The sequence below is a fragment of the Pseudovibrio sp. FO-BEG1 genome, from assembly GCF_000236645.1.
In the GTDB taxonomy this organism is placed as follows: Bacteria; Pseudomonadota; Alphaproteobacteria; order Rhizobiales; family Stappiaceae; genus Pseudovibrio.
This window is the reverse complement of the sequence record NC_016642.1, coordinates 4,388,078-4,408,164: the sequence shown is the minus strand read 5'-3', so window position 1 is coordinate 4,408,164 and position 20,087 is coordinate 4,388,078. Positions and strand designations below refer to the sequence as shown.

The 20,087-nt window shown below is 52.4% G+C and carries 19 protein-coding genes and 1 pseudogene; 12 read left to right on the top strand and 8 right to left on the bottom strand.

Annotated features, from left to right (window positions below; genetic code table 11):
* Positions 1 to 106 precede the first annotated feature (106 nt).
* The 3 genes and pseudogenes from alaS (at position 107) to PSE_RS27860 (ending at position 4,075) form a co-directional block, all read left to right on the top strand.
* Complete coding sequence (gene alaS / locus PSE_RS19860; protein ID WP_014286448.1) at positions 107 to 2,767, top strand: alanine--tRNA ligase; 2,661 nt, start codon at positions 107 to 109, stop codon at positions 2,765 to 2,767.
* A 132-nt stretch (positions 2,768 to 2,899) separates the two neighbouring features.
* Positions 2,900 to 3,580: pseudogene (locus PSE_RS27865) on the top strand (ion transporter); the annotation flags it as partial.
* 93 nt (positions 3,581 to 3,673) lie between these two features.
* The gene (locus tag PSE_RS27860) at positions 3,674 to 4,075 is read left to right on the top strand and encodes a cyclic nucleotide-binding domain-containing protein (RefSeq protein ID WP_371260881.1); all 402 of its coding nucleotides are present in this window, start codon (positions 3,674 to 3,676) and stop codon (positions 4,073 to 4,075) included.
* Here the strand turns inward: PSE_RS27860 and PSE_RS19850 are convergent.
* The 3 genes from PSE_RS19850 to PSE_RS19840 form a co-directional block, all read right to left on the bottom strand.
* A complete protein-coding gene (locus PSE_RS19850; protein WP_014286446.1) occupies positions 4,065 to 5,057 on the bottom strand; it encodes a glycerophosphodiester phosphodiesterase family protein in 993 nt (330 codons plus the stop codon). The two genes, PSE_RS27860 and PSE_RS19850, sit on opposite strands and share 11 nt — an antisense overlap.
* A 160-nt stretch (positions 5,058 to 5,217) precedes the next feature.
* Positions 5,218 to 6,324 (bottom strand): hypothetical protein, encoded by a 1,107-nt coding sequence (locus PSE_RS19845; RefSeq protein ID WP_014286445.1) that lies wholly within the window; start codon positions 6,322 to 6,324, stop codon positions 5,218 to 5,220.
* A 158-nt stretch (positions 6,325 to 6,482) separates the two neighbouring features.
* Positions 6,483 to 7,700 (bottom strand): NADP-dependent isocitrate dehydrogenase, encoded by a 1,218-nt coding sequence (locus tag PSE_RS19840; protein ID WP_008547468.1) that lies wholly within the window; start codon positions 7,698 to 7,700, stop codon positions 6,483 to 6,485.
* A 461-nt stretch (positions 7,701 to 8,161) separates the two neighbouring features.
* On the opposite strand from PSE_RS19840, the gene fabF reads away from it, so the two are divergent.
* Both fabF and PSE_RS19830 read left to right on the top strand, forming a co-directional pair.
* Positions 8,162 to 9,424, top strand: a complete 1,263-nt coding sequence (gene fabF / locus PSE_RS19835) for a beta-ketoacyl-ACP synthase II (protein WP_008547908.1) — start codon at positions 8,162 to 8,164, stop codon at positions 9,422 to 9,424.
* 328 nt (positions 9,425 to 9,752) lie between these two features.
* Entirely contained in the window at positions 9,753 to 10,343 is a 591-nt protein-coding gene (locus PSE_RS19830) for a DUF2585 domain-containing protein (RefSeq protein ID WP_014286444.1), read from the top strand.
* Between the two features lie 88 nt (positions 10,344 to 10,431).
* On the opposite strand, the gene PSE_RS19825 is transcribed toward PSE_RS19830, so the two are convergent.
* Positions 10,432 to 11,016, bottom strand: a complete 585-nt coding sequence (locus tag PSE_RS19825; protein ID WP_008548078.1) for an HdeD family acid-resistance protein — start codon at positions 11,014 to 11,016, stop codon at positions 10,432 to 10,434.
* A 293-nt stretch (positions 11,017 to 11,309) separates the two neighbouring features.
* Here PSE_RS19825 and PSE_RS19820 point away from each other — a divergent pair, with 293 nt between their 5' ends.
* The 7 genes from PSE_RS19820 (at position 11,310) to PSE_RS19790 (ending at position 17,734) form a co-directional block, all read left to right on the top strand.
* Positions 11,310 to 12,080: an RNA methyltransferase gene (locus PSE_RS19820; RefSeq protein WP_014286442.1), complete on the top strand. Its 771-nt coding sequence runs from the start codon at positions 11,310 to 11,312 to the stop codon at positions 12,078 to 12,080.
* Positions 12,080 to 12,853, top strand: coding sequence for a glutamate racemase (murI, locus tag PSE_RS19815; protein WP_014286441.1), 774 nt, complete (start codon positions 12,080 to 12,082; stop codon positions 12,851 to 12,853). Before PSE_RS19820 ends, murI begins: the two co-directional genes overlap by 1 nt.
* A 99-nt stretch (positions 12,854 to 12,952) precedes the next feature.
* Positions 12,953 to 13,606 carry a hypothetical protein gene (locus PSE_RS19810; protein WP_014286440.1) on the top strand — a complete coding sequence of 218 codons (654 nt, stop codon included), beginning with the start codon at positions 12,953 to 12,955 and terminating at the stop codon, positions 13,604 to 13,606.
* Positions 13,607 to 13,735: 129 nt separating this feature from the next.
* A complete protein-coding gene (locus PSE_RS19805; protein ID WP_193384407.1) occupies positions 13,736 to 15,181 on the top strand; it encodes a sodium:alanine symporter family protein in 1,446 nt (481 codons plus the stop codon).
* Positions 15,182 to 15,419: 238 nt separating this feature from the next.
* Entirely contained in the window at positions 15,420 to 16,037 is a 618-nt protein-coding gene (gene rpsD, locus PSE_RS19800; RefSeq protein ID WP_008547786.1) for a 30S ribosomal protein S4, read from the top strand.
* A gap of 132 nt (positions 16,038 to 16,169) precedes the next feature.
* Entirely contained in the window at positions 16,170 to 17,135 is a 966-nt protein-coding gene (ttcA, locus tag PSE_RS19795) for a tRNA 2-thiocytidine(32) synthetase TtcA (RefSeq protein ID WP_014286438.1), read from the top strand.
* Positions 17,136 to 17,236: 101 nt separating this feature from the next.
* Positions 17,237 to 17,734 (top strand): hypothetical protein, encoded by a 498-nt coding sequence (locus tag PSE_RS19790; RefSeq protein ID WP_051125940.1) that lies wholly within the window; start codon positions 17,237 to 17,239, stop codon positions 17,732 to 17,734.
* Between the two features lie 551 nt (positions 17,735 to 18,285).
* Here the strand turns inward: PSE_RS19790 and PSE_RS19785 are convergent.
* From PSE_RS19785 to PSE_RS19770, 4 genes are all read right to left on the bottom strand, one after another.
* Positions 18,286 to 18,477: a hypothetical protein gene (locus PSE_RS19785; protein ID WP_014286435.1), complete on the bottom strand. Its 192-nt coding sequence runs from the start codon at positions 18,475 to 18,477 to the stop codon at positions 18,286 to 18,288.
* A 93-nt stretch (positions 18,478 to 18,570) separates the two neighbouring features.
* On the bottom strand, positions 18,571 to 19,233 hold the full coding sequence (locus tag PSE_RS19780) for an HAD family hydrolase (protein ID WP_014286434.1): 663 nt from the start codon (positions 19,231 to 19,233) through the stop codon (positions 18,571 to 18,573).
* Between the two features lie 117 nt (positions 19,234 to 19,350).
* Complete coding sequence (gene grxD / locus PSE_RS19775; protein ID WP_008547903.1) at positions 19,351 to 19,686, bottom strand: Grx4 family monothiol glutaredoxin; 336 nt, start codon at positions 19,684 to 19,686, stop codon at positions 19,351 to 19,353.
* Between the two features lie 130 nt (positions 19,687 to 19,816).
* Positions 19,817 to 20,050: a BolA family protein gene (locus tag PSE_RS19770; protein ID WP_008547869.1), complete on the bottom strand. Its 234-nt coding sequence runs from the start codon at positions 20,048 to 20,050 to the stop codon at positions 19,817 to 19,819.
* Between the last annotated feature and the right edge of the window lie 37 nt (positions 20,051 to 20,087).

The window sequence follows — 20,087 nt, the reverse complement described above, 5'->3', positions numbered from 1 at the left end:
ATACTAATTTTTTGTTGCATCTTTCCGGATGCGCATACCCTGCAATTTGGCGGCTGTGATTGTTGAAGTAGCTGCCCACTAGAAAACGAGACGGACATCAAGACCTATGAGTGGCGTCAACGAAATTCGGTCGGCTTTTCTCGACTACTTTGCAAAAAACGGACACGAGGTTGTTCCTTCCAGTCCATTGGTGCCACGCAATGATCCGACATTGATGTTTACAAATGCGGGTATGGTGCCATTCAAGAACGTATTCACCGGCTTGGAAAAGCGGGATTACGTGCGTGCAACATCTTCGCAAAAATGTGTTCGTGCGGGTGGCAAGCACAACGATCTGGACAACGTTGGCTACACTGCGCGTCACCACACCTTCTTTGAAATGCTCGGCAATTTTTCCTTTGGCGATTACTTCAAGGAAAACGCGATTGAGCTGGCCTGGAACCTGATCACCAAAGAATACGGCCTGCCAGCTGATAAGCTGCTTGTGACCGTTTATTCTGAGGATGATGAAGCCTTTAATATCTGGAAGAAGCTGACTGGTTTTGCTGATGAGAAGATCATCCGCATTCCGACCTCAGACAACTTCTGGGCGATGGGTGATACCGGTCCTTGTGGCCCTTGCTCCGAGATTTTTTACGATCACGGTGAGCAGATCTGGGGTGGTCCTCCAGGTTCTCCTGAGGAAGACGGTGACCGCTTTATCGAGATCTGGAACCTGGTGTTCATGCAGTATGAGCAGCTGGCTGATAAACGCATCGACCTGCCGCGTCCGTCCATCGACACCGGCATGGGTCTTGAGCGTTTTGCGGCGATTATGCAGGGCGTTCACAACAACTACGAGATCGACCTGTTCAAGGCTCTGATCGCGAGTTCTGAGCATCTCACCGGTGTTGAAGCTGCTGGCAAAGCACAGGCAAGTCACCGCGTGATTGCTGACCACCTGCGTTCCATGGCGTTCCTGATTGCTGATGGCGTTCTGCCATCCAATGAAGGTCGCGGTTATGTTCTGCGCCGCATCATGCGCCGCGCGATGCGTCATGCGAACCTGCTTGGTGCAAAAGAGCCAGTCATCTTCAAGATGCTGCCAACTCTGGTTCGTGAAATGGGTCAGGCCTTCCCTGAGCTGCCACGTGCGGAAAAGCTCATTGAAGAAACCATTCAGCTGGAAGAGAAGCGCTTCATCAAAACGCTAGAGCGTGGTCTTGGTCTTCTGGAGGATGCGACCAGCTCTTTGGGTTCCGGTGATCAGCTGGATGGTGAGACTGCTTTCAAGCTTTACGACACCTATGGTTTCCCGCTTGATCTGACACAGGATGCGCTGCGCAACCGTGAGATTGCGGTCGATACTGACGGCTTTAACACCGCAATGGAGCGCCAGCGTGCGGAAGCGCGTGCTGCCTGGGCGGGTTCCGGTGATGCTGCGACGGATGCGATCTGGTTCTCTATCAAAGAACAGGCAGGTGCCACCGAGTTCCTCGGTTATGAAACCGAGAAGGCTGAAGGTGTTGTGCTGAGCCTTGTGAAGGACGGCGAAGAAGTCAAAGTTCTGAAGCAGGGTGAAGAAGGTTCTCTGATCCTCAACCAGACCCCGTTTTACGGTGAATCCGGTGGTCAGGTTGGTGACTGCGGTACCATGGTTGCTGATGGTGTTTCCATCACTGTAACTAACACACAGAAGAAAGCTGACGGCCTGTTTGTGCATTCTGTTCGTGTTGAAAGCGGTGACGTGAATGTGGACGATGCGCTTGAGCTGATCGTGGATCATGCGCGTCGCAGTGCCATTCGCTCCAACCACTCTGCAACTCACCTTGTACATGAAGCGCTTCGCGAAGTGCTTGGTACGCACGTGGCACAGAAGGGTTCTTTGGTGACGCCTGAGCGTCTGCGCTTCGACTTCTCACATCCAAAGCCTGTGAGTGCGGAAGAGACCACCAAGGTTGAAGCTCTTGCGAACGAGATTGTGCTGCAGAACGGTGCTGTTGAGACTTCTCTGATGGAAGTTGATGAGGCGATTGAAGCTGGTGCGATGGCTCTGTTCGGCGAGAAATACGGCGATGAAGTTCGCGTGGTTTCCATGGGTACGGCGACAACCGGAGAGAAGGCTGGCAAGTCTTACTCCGTTGAACTTTGTGGTGGTACACATGTTAAGCGCACTGGTGACATCGGTCTTGTGACTGTTGTTTCTGAAGGTGCAGTTGCTGCTGGTGTGCGCCGTATTGAAGCGCTGACCGGTGATGAAGCACGCAAGTATCTGGCTGAGCAGGATGCGCTGATGCGCGAAACTGCTGGACTGCTGAAGGTTTCTGCTGCTGATGTTCCTGCGCGTATTGCGGGTCTTCTGGACGAGCGCAAGAAGCTGGAGCGTGAACTGGCTGAAGCGAAGAAGAAGCTTGCCATGGGCGGCGGTAGTTCCGGCGGAGACGCTGGTGTGACTGAAGCTGGCAAATTCAAGCTGATGGCGCGTGTGCTTGAGGGCATCAACCCGAAGGATCTGAAGTCTGTTGCTGATGAAGGCAAGACTGCAATTGGTTCTGGTGTTGTGGTGCTGATCAGCAAGGCTGAAGATGGCAAGGCTGCGATCGTTGTTGGCTCAACCAAGGATGTGAGCGAAACTGCAAGCGCGGTTGATCTTGTGCGCATCGGTTCTGCGGCTCTTGGCGGTCGTGGTGGCGGTGGCCGCCCTGACATGGCGCAGGCTGGTGGCCCTGATGCAAGCAAAGCAGAAGAAGCGATTGCTGCAATCAAGGCGCATCTTGAAACGCTTTAAAGCTGACCTGATAATCTGAGTTTCTTAAAGGGGGGATTTAATCTCCCCTTTATTTTTTGCTAGTTACTTTTGAAGTTATTCGATTTCTGCGTTTCTTTTTTGCTTTGATGCTCGGGCATTTGTGGGGCTTTAGTGGCTAACTCGATCAAGTTGAAAGTGTACAACCTGCTGGAGCGCAGTAGTGCGGGCAACCGTCTGGCTCAGCAAATAGATGCCATTTTGATCATCTTTATCGTTGTGAATGTGGGTCTTGCAGTTCTTGAGACGGAGCCGAGCATTGGCGGAGTGTATGTCTGGGAGATTTTTCTCCTCGATTTCATCGCCGGATCTATTTTCGCGATCGAGTATCTGCTGCGCCTTTGGGTGTCTGATTTGCATCCGCCTCTGAAGAAGTATGGGCCTTTGAAAGCACGGGTGGTTTATGCTTTGCAGCCGCTCTCCGTGGTCGACTTTGTTGCGGTGGTGCCGTTCTGGCTTTCTCTGTTCTTTGCAAGCATCAGCTGGAAATCGCTGGTCATCTTGCGTTTGTTCCGTTTTTTGAAAATTGCGCGTTACTCACCTGCTGTTCGCTCTCTTGTATCAGCGGTGGTTGCGGAGCAGCGGGCGATCGTTGGCAGTCTTGTGCTGATTTTGGGTGTGGCGCTTGTGGCAGCGACGCTGCTTTACAGTGTGGAGCATGCCGCTCAGCCAGAGCATTTTGGCACAATACCCTCTGCGCTTTGGTGGGCGTTCTCAACCCTGACAACAGTCGGGTACGGTGATGTGGTTCCAGTGACAGCTGCTGGCAAGATGATCGCGAGCATCGTGATGTTGATGGGTTATTGTCTGTTTGCGTTGCCGGTGGGCATTGTAGGCACCGCTTTTGCCCGCGAAATCCATAGCCGTGATTTTGTGGTGACCTGGGGCATGGTGGCTACCATACCGCTGTTTGAGCGTCTATCTGCTATTGAAATCGCAGCTGTGACCGAGCTTCTGCATTCCCACAGTGTGCCTGCCGGTCAGGCCATCTGCGAGAAGGGAGAGGATGGGAACAGTCTTTTCCTGATCGCTTCGGGTGAGGTGGAAGAAGTTTTTGACGATCACCGGGTGCTTCATGGAGAAGGGGAGCACTTTGGGGAGGCGTCTTTGTTTGGTCACCACAAACGGCGTGCGCGTGCTGTTGCCAAAACACCGGTACAACTGATGGTGCTCAAGATGGATGACCTGCGCCGCTTCATGGATCGTAAGCCTGCAGTGGCGAAGAAGATCATTGATGAAGCGATTGATGAGCGTAAAGCGCATCACGTGGATGTGGAGTTTACGTCCTAGGTTCGGTTGGGCTTTCCTTTCTGATGTAGGGGGCCAGTGCTTCTATCTTGTCTGTCCAGACGTAACCGTCGAAGCTGGCTGGGACGTCCAATAGTTGCTCTGGTGTGTCTATCCCAGCGCCCGCGCTCTGCGACTTGTAAGGTCCAGATAGAATGATCTCGCTTCCGTGTGCTTTCAGTCTGCTTTGAAATTTGCTTGGCCAGCCCCAGAGGGCCCATGCGTAGTTTGAAGGCACGCCGATAATCGTGTTTCTGCAGGTTTGTGGGACGTAACCGCTCCATCCCAGTGCGATGTATTCCTTCAGGCAGGATTTGGTTCTCGCCTTGTCGAAACCCATGGTGTTTGCGGTGGATTCAGCCATGTACTGGGTTGGGTTTTGTGCGCCATAGACGGCCCAGACCTGCTGTTTCCATTGAGGGTGCTTCTCCAGTTTTGCCTGTAGCAGCTTTGCGGAGCGGAGTTCTTTTTCCTTGAAGTTGATCAGGAATTTCTTTTCCGGAAAGGCGAGAAACACTTCGTCCAGCTCGGGCATTGCACCAATGCCGGTGCCTCTGAGCGGGTAGGACTTGCCGTCATCGGCGGTGTATCCAAAGGCGATGTCCAGGGCTTTGAGCTCTGCGAGGGAGTGATCCCGTGTGATGCCGGAGCCATTTGTTCTGCAATCCACCGTCCAGTCGTGGAAAACAGCCAGCTTGTTGTCGGTGGTTGGGTGAATGTCCAGTTCGACGATGTCTGCCCCGGCCTCAAAGGCGGACTGCATGGAGGCGATGGTGTTTTCCAGGTAGGGGTGGGAAGGGGTGTCGATGCGCTCTGCCGTGCAGGTTTTGTTGGTCAGGTTCTCGCGGTGATAGGTCTGGTGCACACCGCGATGGGCGATGAACTTCGGCTTTCCTGAAGTGGAGCCAAATGTCAGCCATGACGCGTTGTAGAGGTAGATGCCTGCGGCAGCGAGCAGGAGGAAGAGCGCAATCTTTTTAAACATGAGAAGAGCACCGGTTTGAAATGAACACCGTGCCCTCAGGTTGAATTTGGATTGTGTTCGCACTTAGGCGTTGTTTGGGCGCACTCAAGGCTTTGTCGATTATCCTCTCTTAAAGTGCGGGCTGTTTGGTGGTTTGAAACAGCCCGTTGTGCTTGTTGGTTTATTGATCTGCTGCGTGGCAGCTGAACGTGATTTCAGTGCTGGCGGGATTGTAGAAGTAGTTGCAGTTCTGGAAGAAGAGCTGACCACTGTTGAAGAACAGGGTACTGCCTGCAGGGTGGTTTAGAGACCATCTGGCGGACTGGCCGAGTGGCTGGCCTGTTCCGTAGGAGAGATTGGTGAGGGGTGTTTTGCCCTCTGGGTTGGCGAAGAGTTGGAAGTCGTAGCTTGATGTGTCAATTTTTGACTTTGAGGTGCCCTCTGTACAGCAGGGGGCTGAGCTGCTTGCAATCGAGAGGATGCCGTAGCTGATGCCTGTGTCCGGCAAGAAACGGACCGGTTGTGGGGCGTCTGTTGGGAAGACCGGTTTGCCGGTGGCATTGTCTCGCAATGCAAAGGCCAGCTCTGGTGTTATGAGCGTTTCTGTGCCGTCAGTTGGCTTTGAAAGTGGCACGGTGATGGTTTGCCCGAGATTGGGCAGCGGGTTCTTGGGTGAGGCGAGATAGACATCGAGGGCAGGGCTGCCCGCTTTGACACTGCTCAGCGCATAGTTCTGCTGTGGGAGCGATTTGCCATCGGTGTCAACGAGGTTCAGGAAGGGGTTGTTGGTGGCATTGCTGCCATCGTCTTTCTGAGAAAAGCTGCTGTCCTGATCAAAGCCGACACCCATCATGTAGACTTGCGGGTTGAGTGTGCAGCCTTCAGGTGGCGTGCTAGAGCAATTGGGTGTCTTACCTGCCGGACACCGCTGCACGGCGGCGTAAACCGGGAAGTCTTTCAGGTGTTTTGTTGGCTGCTCGCCAATGGTGCCGAAGGAAAGATCTCTTTTGACGATGTAACCGGCGTAGCTGTTGCCTGAGCTGGAGTATCCGAAGGGAACGCATGTGCCTCCGGACTTTTCGTCCTTTGTGGGTGTAAAGAATTTAGCTGAGCCGACGATGCCGGTCGAACCAGTGTCCATGACAAAGTAGGAGTGCTTGCCATCCGGGCAGTGCAGCTCTAGCTGGAAGTAGGCGCCAACTTTCTTGGCTGTGATGGGCTGCTCCTGCGCGTAGGCAGCTGAGCATAAGAGGATGCTTGCGGTCAGTAGTGAGAGTGCATTCTGCATGACTATCTCCTTTTCAGTGAGGGTAAGCTGGGAAAGGAGAATGTTGTCTTGCGACGGGGTCTCTCAGATTTGGGGGAGCTCTATGCAGTTTGAAGGGGCCTTAAATGCAAAAAGGGTGCCCGGAGGCACCCTTTTCGAAAATCCAGCAGAGGCTGAGCTTATGCAGCTGCCATTGCTTTCTGAAGGTTTTCGTCGACTTTGTCGAGGAAGCCAGTTGTGGTGAGCCACTTCTGGTCTGGACCTACGAGCAGGGCCAGATCTTTGGTCATGTGACCGCTTTCAACTGTGTCGATACATACCTGCTCAAGAGTTTCAGCAAACTTCTTCAGCTCAGCGTTGTCGTCCAGTTTCGCACGGTGAGCCAGACCACGGGTCCATGCAAAGATAGATGCGATGGAGTTTGTGGAGGTCTCTTCACCCTTCTGGTGCTGACGGTAGTGACGGGTCACGGTGCCGTGTGCAGCTTCAGCTTCAACGGTGCGTCCGTCTGGTGACATCAGAACGGAAGTCATCAGGCCGAGGGAACCGAAGCCCTGTGCAACGGTGTCGGACTGAACGTCGCCGTCGTAGTTCTTACAAGCCCAAACGTAGCCGCCGGACCACTTCATTGCAGCTGCAACCATGTCGTCGATGAGGCGGTGCTCGTACCAGATCTTCTCTGCTTCGAACTTCTCTTTGAACTCAGCTTCGTATACTTCCTGGAAGATGTCTTTGAAGCGACCATCGTATGCTTTCATGATGGTGTTCTTGGTGGAGAGGTAGCAAGGAACTTTACGGCCCAGAGCGTAGTTCATGGATGCGCGAGCAAAGTCACGGATGGAATCATCCAGGTTGTACATTGCCATTGCAACGCCGGAGGATGGTGCGTCGAACACTTCGTGTTCGATCTCGGTGCCATCTTCGCCAACGAACTTAACGGTCAGCTTGCCTTTGCCAGGGAATTTGAAGTCAGTCGCGCGGTACTGATCACCAAATGCGTGACGGCCAACGATGATTGGCTGAGTCCAACCTGGAACCAGACGTGGAACGTTGGACATGATGATTGGCTCACGGAAGATCACGCCACCCAGGATGTTACGGATGGTGCCGTTCGGAGAGCGGTACATGCGCTTCAGGTCGAATTCTTCAACGCGTGCTTCGTCCGGAGTGATGGTCGCACACTTAACGCCAACGCCGTATTTCTTGATCGCTTCAGCAGCGTCAACGGTGATCTGGTCATCAGTTGCATCACGAGACTCGATACCGAGGTCGTAGTACTTCAGGTCGATGTCCAGATAAGGATGGATCAGCTTGTCCTTGATGAACTGCCAAATGATGCGGGTCATCTCATCGCCGTCGAGCTCGACGACTGGATTTTCTACCTTGATCTTCGCCATATTAGTAGACCTCGTGTTTATTAGGTACGTGACAATGGAGCCGGTTAAGGCTCAAGTTGCCATGTGTATACACATGTGCGCAATTTAATGCCAGTGGAAATCTGCGGTTGGAGTGCCAGTAATACCAAATTCGTATGCCGCACTGAAGTGGTTGCCGCTAACAATTTGCTATTTCAACTGTATTTGCGCTCAACGATGGTTTGAATTGCTGTCTATAATTCCGCAGTCCCTCTTTCTTTTCGGGGAGTGATTGTCGGTCATTCTCGTGAGAGGCTGGGAACTGATTGTTCCGATATCCCAAGATGTTATCCACTAAGAGTTGTGTTTGCGTAGTTTGCTCTTAACTCTCAAAACATATCCAATTACTCTGACCATTAGATGGCGCCATAATTGGGACGCGAGCATTTTGTAGAGCGCGCAGGAGTCGGTTGCTGCGTTCTTTAGCTTAGGAGTTAGGGAAGATGCGGATTGTTGTAACCGGTATGGGGGTGGTTTCACCCCTGGGTGTTGGGATCAACCCGTTTTGGGAGCGTCTGGTAGCTTCCAGAAGCGGTATTCGCGCTCTTACCAGATTTGATGGAAGTGAGCAGGCTTGCCAGGTGGCAGGGCAGGTTCCCTCCATTGATGAAGATGAATTTGGCTTCGATGCCAGTGTGGCCATTCCTTTCAAAGACCAGAAGAAGATGGATCTGTTCATCCATTATGCTCTGGTTGCAGCCAAGGAAGCTGTTGACCAGGCTGGCTGGTATCCGGAAACGGATGAAGACAAGGAAGCCACGGCCACTATTATTGCCTCTGGTGTTGGCGGGTTCCCTGCCATGACCGGAGCCACACGCACCGTGGAGACCAAAGGCCCGCGGCGGCTCTCTCCGTTTATTGTGCCAAGCTTTCTGGCAAACCTTGCAGCTGGGCAGGTATCAATTGCCAACGGGTTTAAAGGCCCGCTGGGAACACCTGTGACGGCTTGTGCGGCCAGTGTGCAGGCGATTGGTGATGCGGTTCGCATGATCAAGAGTGGTGAAGCCGATGTGGCACTCGCCGGTGGAGCTGAAGCTTGCATCGATGCGGTGTCGTTTGCTGGCTTTTCTGCTGCGCGTGCACTTTCCAGTGGCTTTAATGAAGAACCGCACAAAGCCTCCCGTCCATTTGACAGGAATCGCGATGGGTTCGTGATGGGTGAAGGAGCTGCGATGCTGGTGATTGAGCGGTTGGACCATGCGCTTGAGCGTGGTGCTACGCCACTTGCTGAAATCCTTGGATATGGCACCTCGGCCGATGCGCATCATGTGACGGCTTCTCCGCCGGATGGCGCGGGTGGTCAGGCTGCTATGCGTAAGGCGCTGAAGCAGGCCGGGATCAATCCCGATGACATTGACTACATCAATGCGCACAGCACCTCGACACCGGTTGGAGATGCGGCAGAGATTGCTGGCATTCAGGCTGTGTTTGGAGATCGCGGAAAAGATCTGGCTATTTCTTCTACCAAATCTGCCACCGGCCACCTTCTGGGTGCAGCTGGTGCGATTGAGGCGATTGCCTCCATCATGGCTTTGAGGGAAGGGGTGCTTCCACCAACACTAAATCTAGAAGAGCCGGATGAGGCGGCGTCTCAGTTTGAGTTGGTGGCCAATGAATCCAAGGAAAAGGACCTCAAATACGTCATGTCCAATGGCTTTGGATTTGGGGGCGTGAATGCCTCTGTCATTTTTGGGAAGCCAGGCTGAGGATTAAAGCAGGTTGCCATTCTGCGGAAACTACGAGTTGCTTTAATCCCCTGTTCCAGCGCTGCCGTATTGGCTCAATAGCCATTAGATGTGGGCAGTGCATTTGGAGAGGGTAGAAGTTTTGGGAAAGGCTCAGAGATCTTCTGAGCCTTTTTCTTTTTGCCACATTGGTCGATTAAGCGCGCTTAATCAGCTTAAAACGGCTCATGGTTCTTGCTGTTTTATCAAGCTGGTTTAGGTATTACTTATATACGCATTCTGTTTTGAAGGTCCTGTTCATCCTTCACAGCTATGCTCATCGTTTACGTAGATATTGAAAGTCTGATTGATGCTCAGTCGATTGAATAACAAGCATTATGCTTTGATCACCGTTCTCTTGCTTGTCCTGACAGCCGTCATTCTGCTTGCCATGGGGCGAGAGCCGATCTGTAAGTGCGGGGAGATCAAGCTTTGGACGTGGGACGTCAACAGCTCGGACAACAGCCAGCATATTGCTGATTGGTACACGCCTTCGCACATAATTCACGGCATGCTGTTTTATGCGCTGTTCTGGTGGATGGGCCGGTTGTTTACGGGTGGTGCCGGTTGGCCGATGGGCTTCCGTCTGGTGCTGTCTGTTATTGTGGAAGCGGCTTGGGAGATCGTCGAGAACTCAAGCTTCATCATCAATCGCTACCGGGAAGCGACGATTGCGCTGGATTACTTCGGTGACAGTGTTCTCAACTCTGTCTTCGATATTATCTGGATGATCTTCGGCTTCTGGCTCGCGGCCCGTTTGCCGGTATGGCTGACAGTTGTGTTGATCCTTGCGATGGAGTTGATTGTTGGTTCGATCATCCGGGATAACCTGACCCTCAATGTGATCATGCTGGTCTATCCGTTGGATGCGATCCGCGAATGGCAGATGCAAGCCTACTGATCTACACAAAAGTGCCGCGCTCATGGATGATTGCGCGGCACTTTTGTATTTGAACTTAAGCTGTCGATTAATGCTTGAAGCGTACGCCCTATTGCTTTTTGTGAGCTGCAAGGGCGATGGCGACATAACTCCAGCCGTTGAACATGATCGAGATGCCGGCCACGAGGCCGAGTGCCCATGCTGTTGAGCCGGGGAAGTCGAGCAGGATCATCAGGCCTGCGCCAATTGCTATGATACCGGACGCGAGTATCCAGCCCCAGCTGCTGTGGGGTCGCAGGCGGAAGGAAAACATGGCTTGTGCGATGCCCTGTGCGATGAAGACAACTGAGAGCACCAGTGTGAGTGCTTCTGTTCCCGCAACAGGGTTGTAGTAGATCGCGATACCGCCAACCAAGGCGATGATGCCGATGAGGGATTGCCAGAGGAAGCCTCCCCATTCTTTCACCTGCATGGCATGCCAGAGTTGAAGAACCCCGACGACGATTAAAACCAGTCCGATAACCAGTGCTACTGCGATGGAGGACGCGTATGGTATGACCAACACAATCGTACCACCAATCACCATCAATACTCCGAGCACCAGGAATTTCCACCAGTTGTCACGCACTAACTGCGTGAGATCCGGGACATTTGGAGGCGGGGTGCCACCTGTGTTGGGTTCTTGTCCAGGCATAGTCGTCGGGGTCTCCTTCGTAGAGGGTCGGGCCATTCAGAAGCTGCATTGAAACGGCTAACTCTCTAGGTAACAGCAAATCACAGCTTTACTCTTGATTGAATTCGCCGAATTTTACCCTCTTTAGGTGACTAGTCAGAGCTCTCACACGATTTCGCAGGACTGAGGTGCTGGTGGTGAGTTATCGCCGCTGGAAAACCTCAGGCTAATCCTGATGGGATTTTGTTTTTCTTCGGGCTATTCTGGCCAAAACTGCTCTGGTAATTTTCAGCCTGATCGGCTAGAGGATCGGCATGTCTGAAAGCACTCCTGAAACAAACACCGCCATTCCTCCTGTTGTGGTTCTTTGTGAGCCTCAACTTGGCGAAAACATCGGCATGGTTGCCCGTGCGATGGCCAACTTTGGCCTGCACGATCTGCGCCTGATCAACCCGCGTGATGGTTGGCCGAGTGAAAAAGCGCGCTCTGCTTCCAGCCGGGCTCATCATGTGATTGATGCTGCTCGGGTTTTTGACAGTGTAGAAGAAGCTGTTGCTGATCTGAAGCTGGTTTTTGCGACCACGGCGCGCAGCCGCGATATTCCAAAGCCGGTTGTTGGGCCTGATGAAGCTGCCAACGAGAGTGTGACTCAGGGTCTGCGTGGCATTCCATCCGGTTACATGTTTGGCCGCGAACGCTGGGGCCTGAACAATGATGAAGTGGCGCTTGCGAACAAGATCGTGACGCTGCCGGTTGATCCAACCTATGCTTCCCTGAATATTGCTCAGGCTGTTTTGGTATGTGCCTATGAATGGCGCCGCGTTGCGACAGCGGGTGCTCTGCCTTTCTCATTGGATGATTATGAGGGAGAGCCAGCAACTCAGGAATCCATTCAGCGGATGTTTGATCATCTGGAGTCCGGTCTGGACGCGCGTGGTTTCTTCCGTCCTGTCGAAAAAAAGCCAGTCACAATTCGTAGGTTGCGCAACATCTTTCAGAAAGCAGATCTCACCGATAATGAAGTGCGCATTCTGCGTGGTGTGATTTCCTGTTTTGAAAAGTATGGTGTGAAGGATCAAGACTGATGTTGAACGGCTCTCCGGTTGTTCCGTTCCAACCCTTGCATATGAAGTCAGATGTGTCTGGCCGTGTGCTGGTGTTGGATAGTGGTGTTGGAGGGCTTTCTGTTCAACGTGAGATCAAGCGGGCGTTGCCTGATGCGGGGCTGCTTTATCTGGCGGACCGGGCGGCTTTTCCCTATGGAGACTGGGAAGCTGATGCTCTTCGGGATCATATTGCTTCTCTGGTGAACTCCGTGAGCGATGCATGGCAGCCGAGTGCGGTTGTGGTGGCGTGTAACACGGCTTCCACATTGGTGCTCCAGCGCTTACGGGAGACCCTTGATGTGCCTGTGGTGGGCACGGTGCCTGCGATCAAACCAGCTGCGCAAAAGACGCAATCCGGTGTGTTTGCGGTGTTGGCGACGCCGGGGACTGTGAAGCGCGATTACACGCAGGATCTCATCATCGACTTTGCCCCGGAGCATCATATCGCTCTGGTTGGTGCCACTGGCCTTGCCGCGCTGGCGGAAGACAAGCTGGCTGGTCGTGCGGTTGATCTTGATCGTCTCCGTCATGAAATTGCGCCATGCTTTGTGGAGAAAAGCGGAGAACGTACGGACTGCATTGTGCTTGGCTGCACGCATTATCCGTTCTTGCAGGAGGAAATGGAGCAAGTAGCTCCATGGCCTGTGACCTGGATAGACCCAGCCCCAGCCATTGCCCGTCGCCTGACAGATGTGCTCGAACGTGATCGAATTGCGATGGGGTGTGAGGACCTGTTCTTTGTGACCGGTTAAGCCCGCATTAATCACGTGTGAGAGTTGCCTTTCTCACCTGTTGGATGAGGTGCGGTGCCGACTTATGCTGATGGCATTTCTATTATTAAGTGATTTGCCATGTTGAATTCTCTCATTCGCTCTTACAAAGGGCAGAAGTATTTTCTCCTTGATCCGTACATTGCACAGCATAACCTCATAGAGCTTCGGGTATTCGAGGTTGTTACTGGTCTTCTGATCGTATCCAACTGTTACCTAGCTTACTCAGGAGCTTATGCGGACGGCACGTTTTTACCCCCGCAGGCTGTGATTGAGCTTATGCAGAGGGTCCTTCCGTTCCTTGGGGATTTGGCTGCCCAAGCTCAAACACCTGAGCAGCAGGCGCTTGCTGTTGGGCAAACGACATTTCTTGGTTTCAGTTTTCTGATTGTGCTTGTCACACCGGTGTTCGGCGGGCTGGTGATGGATGTTGAACGTAAGACACGCCTAGCTGTTCCCAAGGTGATAGCGTTCGTCGGGTCCATGGGATACGCTATGTACAAAATTCTCAATGCGAGTGAAGTTGTTCTCTTCTCAGAAGGCGGTCAGATCCGGACGCTTGATCTTGCTGCGGCACGGCCTGTTGAACTCGGCAATCGAGGAACATTGCTTCAGCCAGACATCATCACTGATGTCATGACGGCTGACTGGTTTCCCTATGTGGTTCTGGGGCTCCTTATCCATGGTTTGGCCTGGATCGCCCATAGAGCTTTCATTGCCCTGAGGCTTTTATAGGTTGCTGGATTGTTGCGGGGCTTGGCGCAAATCCTCTCTTATTTAAGTGGTTGTTCTAGGCGGATCTTGAATTTGTTTTGATAGCCAGTCGACACCTGCGGATTTGCTGGAGTCGAAGCCTTGGATATCATCAACATTGTCGTCGATTACACCAACGCCATCCTCTGGAACTATGTTCTGCTTTATGGATTGCTTGCGGTTGGTGTGTTTTTCACCATTCGGCTGGGGTTCATCCAGTTTCGATATTTCGGACAATGTTTCAGTGTTCTGCTCAAATCCCGTCATGAAGACCGCAACGGGATCAGTCCTTTTCAGGCTTTGTGTACCAGTCTGGCTTCGCGTGTTGGCACAGGCAACATCGCAGGGGTTGCTGTTGCGCTGACGCTGGGCGGGCCGGGTGCTATCTTCTGGATGTGGATGGTTGCGCTGGTTGGTATGGCGACGGCTTATGCTGAGAGTGCGTTGGCTCAGCTTTATAAGGTTGAGGATGATGAAGGGCAGTTTCGCGGTGGTCCAGCTTTCTATATGGCGGCAGGGCTGAAGAGTCCGCTTCTCGGTCATATCTTTGCGATTGCGCTGATTTTTGCGTTTGGTGTTGTGTTCTCTGCTGTGCAGTCCAACTCCATCGCAGATGCCATGTACAGTGCCTTTGATATGCCGGAAATCGTGACTGGTGCCGTGCTTGTGGTGGCCGCTGGTCTCGTCATATTTGGTGGCTTGCGCAAGATTGCTCACTTTGCCGAGGTCGTGGTTCCGTTCATGGCGATTGCTTATGTGGTGATTGCGTTTGGTATTCTGGCGGTCAACTTTGAGCAGGTTCCTGAAGTTCTGTGGAGTATCGTGGCGCATGCGTTTGGGTTGGAAGAGGCCGTTGGTGGTGTGACAGGCGGTGTGATGGCAGCGTTGCTCAATGGTGTCCGTCGCGGGCTTTACTCCAACGAAGCGGGCATGGGCTCTGCGCCGAACGTGGCTGCCTCTGCCGTTCCTGATCCGCATCATCCGGCTTCTCAGGGTTTTGTGCAGGCGCTGGGCGTGTTTATCGATACGATCGTGATCTGTACGGCGACAGCGCTGATTATCCTGCTCTCCGGCATTTATGATCCCACGACCGGTGTGACAGGCATTTCGCTCACCCAATCAGCGGCTGAAGCGCATGTGGGTGATTTTGGTGTCTACTTTATTGCGGTGGCGATTCTGTTCTTCGCGTTCACGTCTATCGTGGCGAACTACTCCTATGCGGAGAATGCCATGATTTATCTGGAACATGGCTGGAAAGGCGGCCTGACGGTGCTGCGTATTCTTTCTCTGGCCATGGTGTTCTGGGGATCTCTGCAGACCGTTGATACAGTGTTCAATGCTGCAGATGCAGCGATGGCGGTGATGGCGACGATCAACCTGATCGCGATTGTGCTTTTGGCGCCAAAAGTCTCTTTGATTACGAAGGATTACATCAAGCAGCTGAAGGAGGGGAAGGAGCCTTTGTTTGATGTTGCTGAACATCCTGAGCTGTCTGAGGGCGTGGATGCCACGATCTGGAGCAAGGAGCGTGGTGAGGAAGCACAGAAGCGGTACTGATCAAGTCTGTGTTTCTGGATGGTTTGCTGTCATATTTCGTTGACTCTTGGGCGCATTTTCAATAGGAATGCGCTGTTCAAGGCGGCCCCTTTGGAGCCGCTTTGATTTTACGCACCCGTGTGGTCGGCATGCGCTATTTGCCGTAACTGCTGTCAGTCGCCTGTAAGCTTTTGTGTTTGCAGCGAAAAAGGAGGGCGCGTTTCCTTTAAAATTATAGATCAACGCAAAGGAAACTGCGATGTCTAAGCGCCAGAGCGCCAAGTATAAAATTGACCGTCGTATGGGTGAGAACATTTGGGGTCGCCCAAAGTCTCCAGCTAACCGCCGTGAATACGGTCCTGGTCAGCACGGTCAGCGCCGCAAAGGCAAGCTTTCTGACTTCGGCGTGCAGCTGCGCGCAAAGCAGAAGCTGAAAGGTTACTACGGCAACATCTCCGAGAAACAGTTCCGCAAAGTTTATGATGAAGCTTCCCGTCAGCGCGGCGATACTTCTGAAAACCTGATCGGTCTGCTCGAGTGCCGTCTTGACGCTATTGTTTACCGCGCAAAGTTCGTTCCAACTGTGTTTGCTGCTCGTCAGTTCATCAACCACGGTCACGTGAACGTAAACGGTCGTCGTGTAAACATCGGTTCTTACATGTGTAAGCCTGGCGACGTTATCGAAGTTCGTGAGAAGTCCAAGCAGCTGGCAATCGTACTGGAAGCAGTACAGTCCGCTGAGCGTGACACTCCTGACTACATTGACGTTGACACCAACAAGCTGGTTGCAACTTACTCCCGCATCCCAGCATTTGGTGACGTGCCTTACCCAGTTCAGATGGAACCAAACCTGGTTGTGGAATTCTATTCCCGCTAATAGGTTTGATCCTGAACGATTTGATTTGGGCTGCCCTTTGGGTGGCCCTTTTCATTTTGCGGTGTTATTTCTGCCGCAACAAATTGCATTCATCATCGCCGGATGAATAACGAGTAAAGATAAGATAAAGCCATGAGTCAGTTAAGCGCAGAACACGCAACCGATACAGCTGCTGAAAGCAAAGTTTTCGATCCAGATTGCCACCCTCTATTCCGTGAGGTGCCAAGTTCGGTTGAGTTTAAGAAGCTGCGTAAGCGGTTGCTGCGTGAGACACGCCAGGCGATCTCTGATTATAAAATGGTGCCGGATGGTGCGAGCCCGGAAAAGACCAAGTGGCTCATCTGCCTGTCTGGCGGTAAAGACAGTTACACCCTGCTTGCGGTTCTGATGGATCTGAAGTGGCGCGGTCTTCTTCCTGTAGACCTGATCGCCTGCAATCTCGATCAGTCCCAGCCGGGCTTCCCTCAGCACATTCTGCCTGAGTTCTTTGAGCGTTATGAGATCCCGAATTTGATCGTGTGCGAGAACACCTATGGCATCGTCACTGATAAGCTGCCAGAGACCTCGACCTATTGTTCTTTGTGCTCCCGTTTGCGCCGCGGTATTCTATATCGCACGGCGCGTGAGCTGGGCTGTGAAGCGATTGTACTGGGGCACCACCGTGATGATGCGCTGGAAACCTTCATGATGAACATGTTCCACGGTGGCCGTATGGCCTCCATGCCGCCAAAGCTGGTGAACGATGAGGGCGATCTGATGGTTCTGCGCCCGCTGATGAACTCATCAGAGGCAGACATTGAGAAGTTCTCCAAGGCGATGGAGTTCCCGATCATTCCTTGTAATCTGTGTGGCTCTCAGGATGGCCTGCAGCGCGTTCAAGTGAAGAACATGTTGCAACAGTGGGAGAAGGAAACGCCGGGTCGTCTGGGCATTATGGCGCGTGCACTGGCACATGTGCGTCCATCTCACCTGCACGATGCGCAGGCGTTTGATTTTGTTGGCCTGCGTCCGAATACCGGTGAGAAGGGTGAGAGCGATCAGGAGCCATGTGCAGCAGCTGAAGCGATGACTGAAAAGCTGTTTGGCAACGAGTTTTAATCGCTTGGGCGACCTCTAAATACTTCAGGCCGCTGTATCATTTGATGCAGCGGCTTTTTTGCTCTTGGGGCATAGATTGAAGAGCTGCACAGGATTGAAAGATGGCACCACTTCGTTTTCGGGCTCGTAACACTGCCTTGGTTCTGCAAAACCTGTTTGTTGCTGTGATGTTTGTCGTGTTCTCACAGCTGCACGGGTTTGCTGCGCTTTCTCCGTTGTTAGAGGAAGTGTTTGGCATTGGGGTTGCTACATTCTTTTCGATCGGTATCACCATCGCACTCGGCACTGCCTGCATGTTCTATCTGCCTTCTCTGAACTACGTTGAGATCAACCGCGAAGGGATCGTGTATCACCGCGCACTGGTTAAGCGCCGATTGACTTGGGAAGAGGTGGAAGCGGTTGGTGTGAAACCGTTGACCTTCATGGGCGTCAAGTTGGGCAAACGCGTGGTGCTGGATCTGAAAGGCAAACGCAAGTTCCCTTATGCGCAAGCCGTTCGCGGTCTGGGCATCGATGGCATTCTTCCGGGTTCTTACAGGGAAACGCCTGAAGAGATGGCACAGCAGGTCGAGCAGTTTCGTGGTGTTGCCGGGGTTTGACTGGACTGGTTGCCAGAGAATCCAGACAGAATTTTAAACTCTTGTTAGGTAATAAAAATTCGTAAATGGCATGAAATAATTGCAAAAGATACGCGATTTTACCTATTCGATAAAGAATGTATCCAGAACCTGTAACTAAAGTCGAATAAGGACATACATTTCAGCGGTCAGGTCCCGGTTTGAGGGGCGATATTTTTTAGTTTCTCGATGTGATTTTTCACCAAAGGCATTGGAGGCAACTATGAATATGGTGATTGAAGGCCTGAATGGCATTGGTTGGCGAAAGCGGAGAAATCCTGCTTCTGAATCCTGTCAGTGCGGTTCCTGGAAACTGCATTGGATCAAACACTCCAAGCGTGACTGGCCGTCAAAATGCAGTAATGCAGATTGCCATAAGAAACCCACCCTAGGCGCAGATGTCAGATGGCTTAGCGGCAGCCGTCCTCAAATCATCCCCCTATGCGATAGTTGTAGCAAGCAAACTGATCGCTTCAATCTCAGAGAGGGTACAGTCACCGTACTGACGCATCAGTATGAGTGCAGCTGAGCTCTCACTTCATTCCACCATAGTACTTACAGGCGTCAGGGCCGTTCAGTAAGGACGGTTTCTGAAACACGGTCATGTGGTTGCACTCGTAGCGAGCCAGGCCTTCCTTTGTGGTTGGCGTGATGCTTGCCGCGACGGCCCCCATGGTGGTGCCTGTGATTAAGCCAAGGAGCAAAACTCTCAGATAAACTTGCATCTCTCATCCCCCGATGAACTGTTGATGAGACGTTTTTAGCAAGGGGAATGTGAGAGAGCTCTGAGAGCAATGTTCATTTGGCGTTCAGGATGGTTAAGCTGTCAGGCTGCTCCAGTTAACCTTTAAAAGACTGTCCTGATTTGCTGCCTCAATGAAGTCGGAGAGAGGCATAGGCTCTGCCTTGTCGTCATGCGGGGCGACGTGCAATGCACTCCATCCAGCTTCACGCGCGGGTTTGATGTCTTTCTCAAGATTGTCTCCGATGAAGAGTGCAGTATCGGCCTCAAAGTTGTGCTGGGTTTGGAGCTTTAGGAGGAGGGAGACACTTGGCTTGCACTCTGCGGGGAAGGGATCTCCACTGGCATAGGCGAAGTCAACGTGCTCTGAAAGGCCGAGCTTGTTCATGACGGCCCATTGAAACTGAGAGGGGCCGTTTGTCATCACGCCGATCTGACAGCCAAAGTTGGCTTTAAGGAGTGCCATTGCTTCAAAGATGCCTGTAAATGGCACCTGAGCTTCTGACCAACGCTGTGTGAACGTATCTAACGCGTTCTTTTGTTCTTCAGATGATAGTTCCGGAAAGCAGGATTGAACAGCTTCAAGGCCGGTATGCTCTCCGTTGTGTAGCATATGGCGCAGCCAGGTGTCACTGTGCTTGTTGAACTGCTCGCCAAAGATCTCAAAGAACATCTTGGGATAGGAGGCTTTGTGATGGCAAATGGTGCCATCCAAATCGAAAACAATGGTCTTGAACATGTACTGTCTGCTTACTGAAAAAACTACGGTTTAAATTATTCGGTTCTGACAGCATGGCAACAAAAAACGGGCCCTCGTGTGAAGGCCCGTTTTGGAAAATGTCTTTTTAGCAGAGACTTATGCAGCTGGTGCGATCTCGATGCCTTTTTCTGCAAACAGAGCCTGCAGTTCCTGAGACTGGAACATCTCACGGATGATATCACAGCCACCGATGAACTCACCTTTGACGTATAGCTGTGGGATTGTTGGCCACTGGCTGTAGTCTTTGATGCCCTGACGGAGGTTATCGTCTTCAAGAACGTTATGACCGATGTACTTCACACCAATGTAGTCCAAAATCTGCACTGACTGGCCGGAGAAGCCACACTGTGGGAAGTTTGGGGTGCCTTTCATGAAGAGCACAACATCGTTGTTTTCTACTTCGTGCTTGATCCAGTTTTGGATATCGCTCATTTCGTCGAGTTCCTTTCGCTCGACCGGGGTCAAAGCCCGGTGACCGTGATTGTATTTTGTTCGTGGTGCGGCCACTCATATGGGAACTTGCATGGGTAATGCAAGAAAAAGGTCGCACCTTCGTGTTCTGTTATTCCGGAGCTGAGGTCTGCAACGCCAAAGCGTGCAAATCGTCGCCCATTTTACCCTTAAGAGCCTGATACACCATCTGGTGCTGCTGTACGCGGGATTTACCGCGGAAACTTTCTGAGATGACGACAGCTGCGTAGTGATCACCATCACCTGCCAGATCTCTGATTTCCACGTGTGCGTCCGGCAAAGCCTCTTTAATAAGGGTCTGTAGTTCGCCTGCGTCCATGGCCATGAGTGTGCCTCCTTGCCCGACTGGGTTGCTTCTGTTT

Excerpts from the sequence above, each read along its gene's own strand:
- PSE_RS27860 (WP_371260881.1), top strand. The coding sequence starts at position 3,674 with ATGGTGGCTACCATACCGCTGTTTGAGCGTCTATCTGCTATTGAAATC.
- PSE_RS19820 (WP_014286442.1), top strand. The coding sequence starts at position 11,310 with ATGTCTGAAAGCACTCCTGAAACAAACACCGCCATTCCTCCTGTTGTG.
- PSE_RS19845 (WP_014286445.1), bottom strand. The coding sequence starts at position 6,324 with ATGCAGAATGCACTCTCACTACTGACCGCAAGCATCCTCTTATGCTCA.
- fabF (WP_008547908.1), top strand. The coding sequence starts at position 8,162 with ATGCGGATTGTTGTAACCGGTATGGGGGTGGTTTCACCCCTGGGTGTT.
- rpsD (WP_008547786.1), top strand. The coding sequence starts at position 15,420 with ATGTCTAAGCGCCAGAGCGCCAAGTATAAAATTGACCGTCGTATGGGT.
- PSE_RS19850 (WP_014286446.1), bottom strand. The coding sequence starts at position 5,057 with ATGTTTAAAAAGATTGCGCTCTTCCTCCTGCTCGCTGCCGCAGGCATC.
- PSE_RS19825 (WP_008548078.1), bottom strand. The coding sequence starts at position 11,016 with ATGCCTGGACAAGAACCCAACACAGGTGGCACCCCGCCTCCAAATGTC.
- PSE_RS19780 (WP_014286434.1), bottom strand. The coding sequence starts at position 19,233 with ATGTTCAAGACCATTGTTTTCGATTTGGATGGCACCATTTGCCATCAC.
- PSE_RS19840 (WP_008547468.1), bottom strand. The coding sequence starts at position 7,700 with ATGGCGAAGATCAAGGTAGAAAATCCAGTCGTCGAGCTCGACGGCGAT.
- ttcA (WP_014286438.1), top strand. The coding sequence starts at position 16,170 with ATGAGTCAGTTAAGCGCAGAACACGCAACCGATACAGCTGCTGAAAGC.
- murI (WP_014286441.1), top strand. The coding sequence starts at position 12,080 with ATGTTGAACGGCTCTCCGGTTGTTCCGTTCCAACCCTTGCATATGAAG.
- PSE_RS19770 (WP_008547869.1), bottom strand. The coding sequence starts at position 20,050 with ATGGCCATGGACGCAGGCGAACTACAGACCCTTATTAAAGAGGCTTTG.
- PSE_RS19790 (WP_051125940.1), top strand. The coding sequence starts at position 17,237 with ATGGCACCACTTCGTTTTCGGGCTCGTAACACTGCCTTGGTTCTGCAA.
- grxD (WP_008547903.1), bottom strand. The coding sequence starts at position 19,686 with ATGAGCGATATCCAAAACTGGATCAAGCACGAAGTAGAAAACAACGAT.
- PSE_RS19785 (WP_014286435.1), bottom strand. The coding sequence starts at position 18,477 with ATGCAAGTTTATCTGAGAGTTTTGCTCCTTGGCTTAATCACAGGCACC.
- alaS (WP_014286448.1), top strand. The coding sequence starts at position 107 with ATGAGTGGCGTCAACGAAATTCGGTCGGCTTTTCTCGACTACTTTGCA.
- PSE_RS19830 (WP_014286444.1), top strand. The coding sequence starts at position 9,753 with ATGCTCAGTCGATTGAATAACAAGCATTATGCTTTGATCACCGTTCTC.
- PSE_RS19810 (WP_014286440.1), top strand. The coding sequence starts at position 12,953 with ATGTTGAATTCTCTCATTCGCTCTTACAAAGGGCAGAAGTATTTTCTC.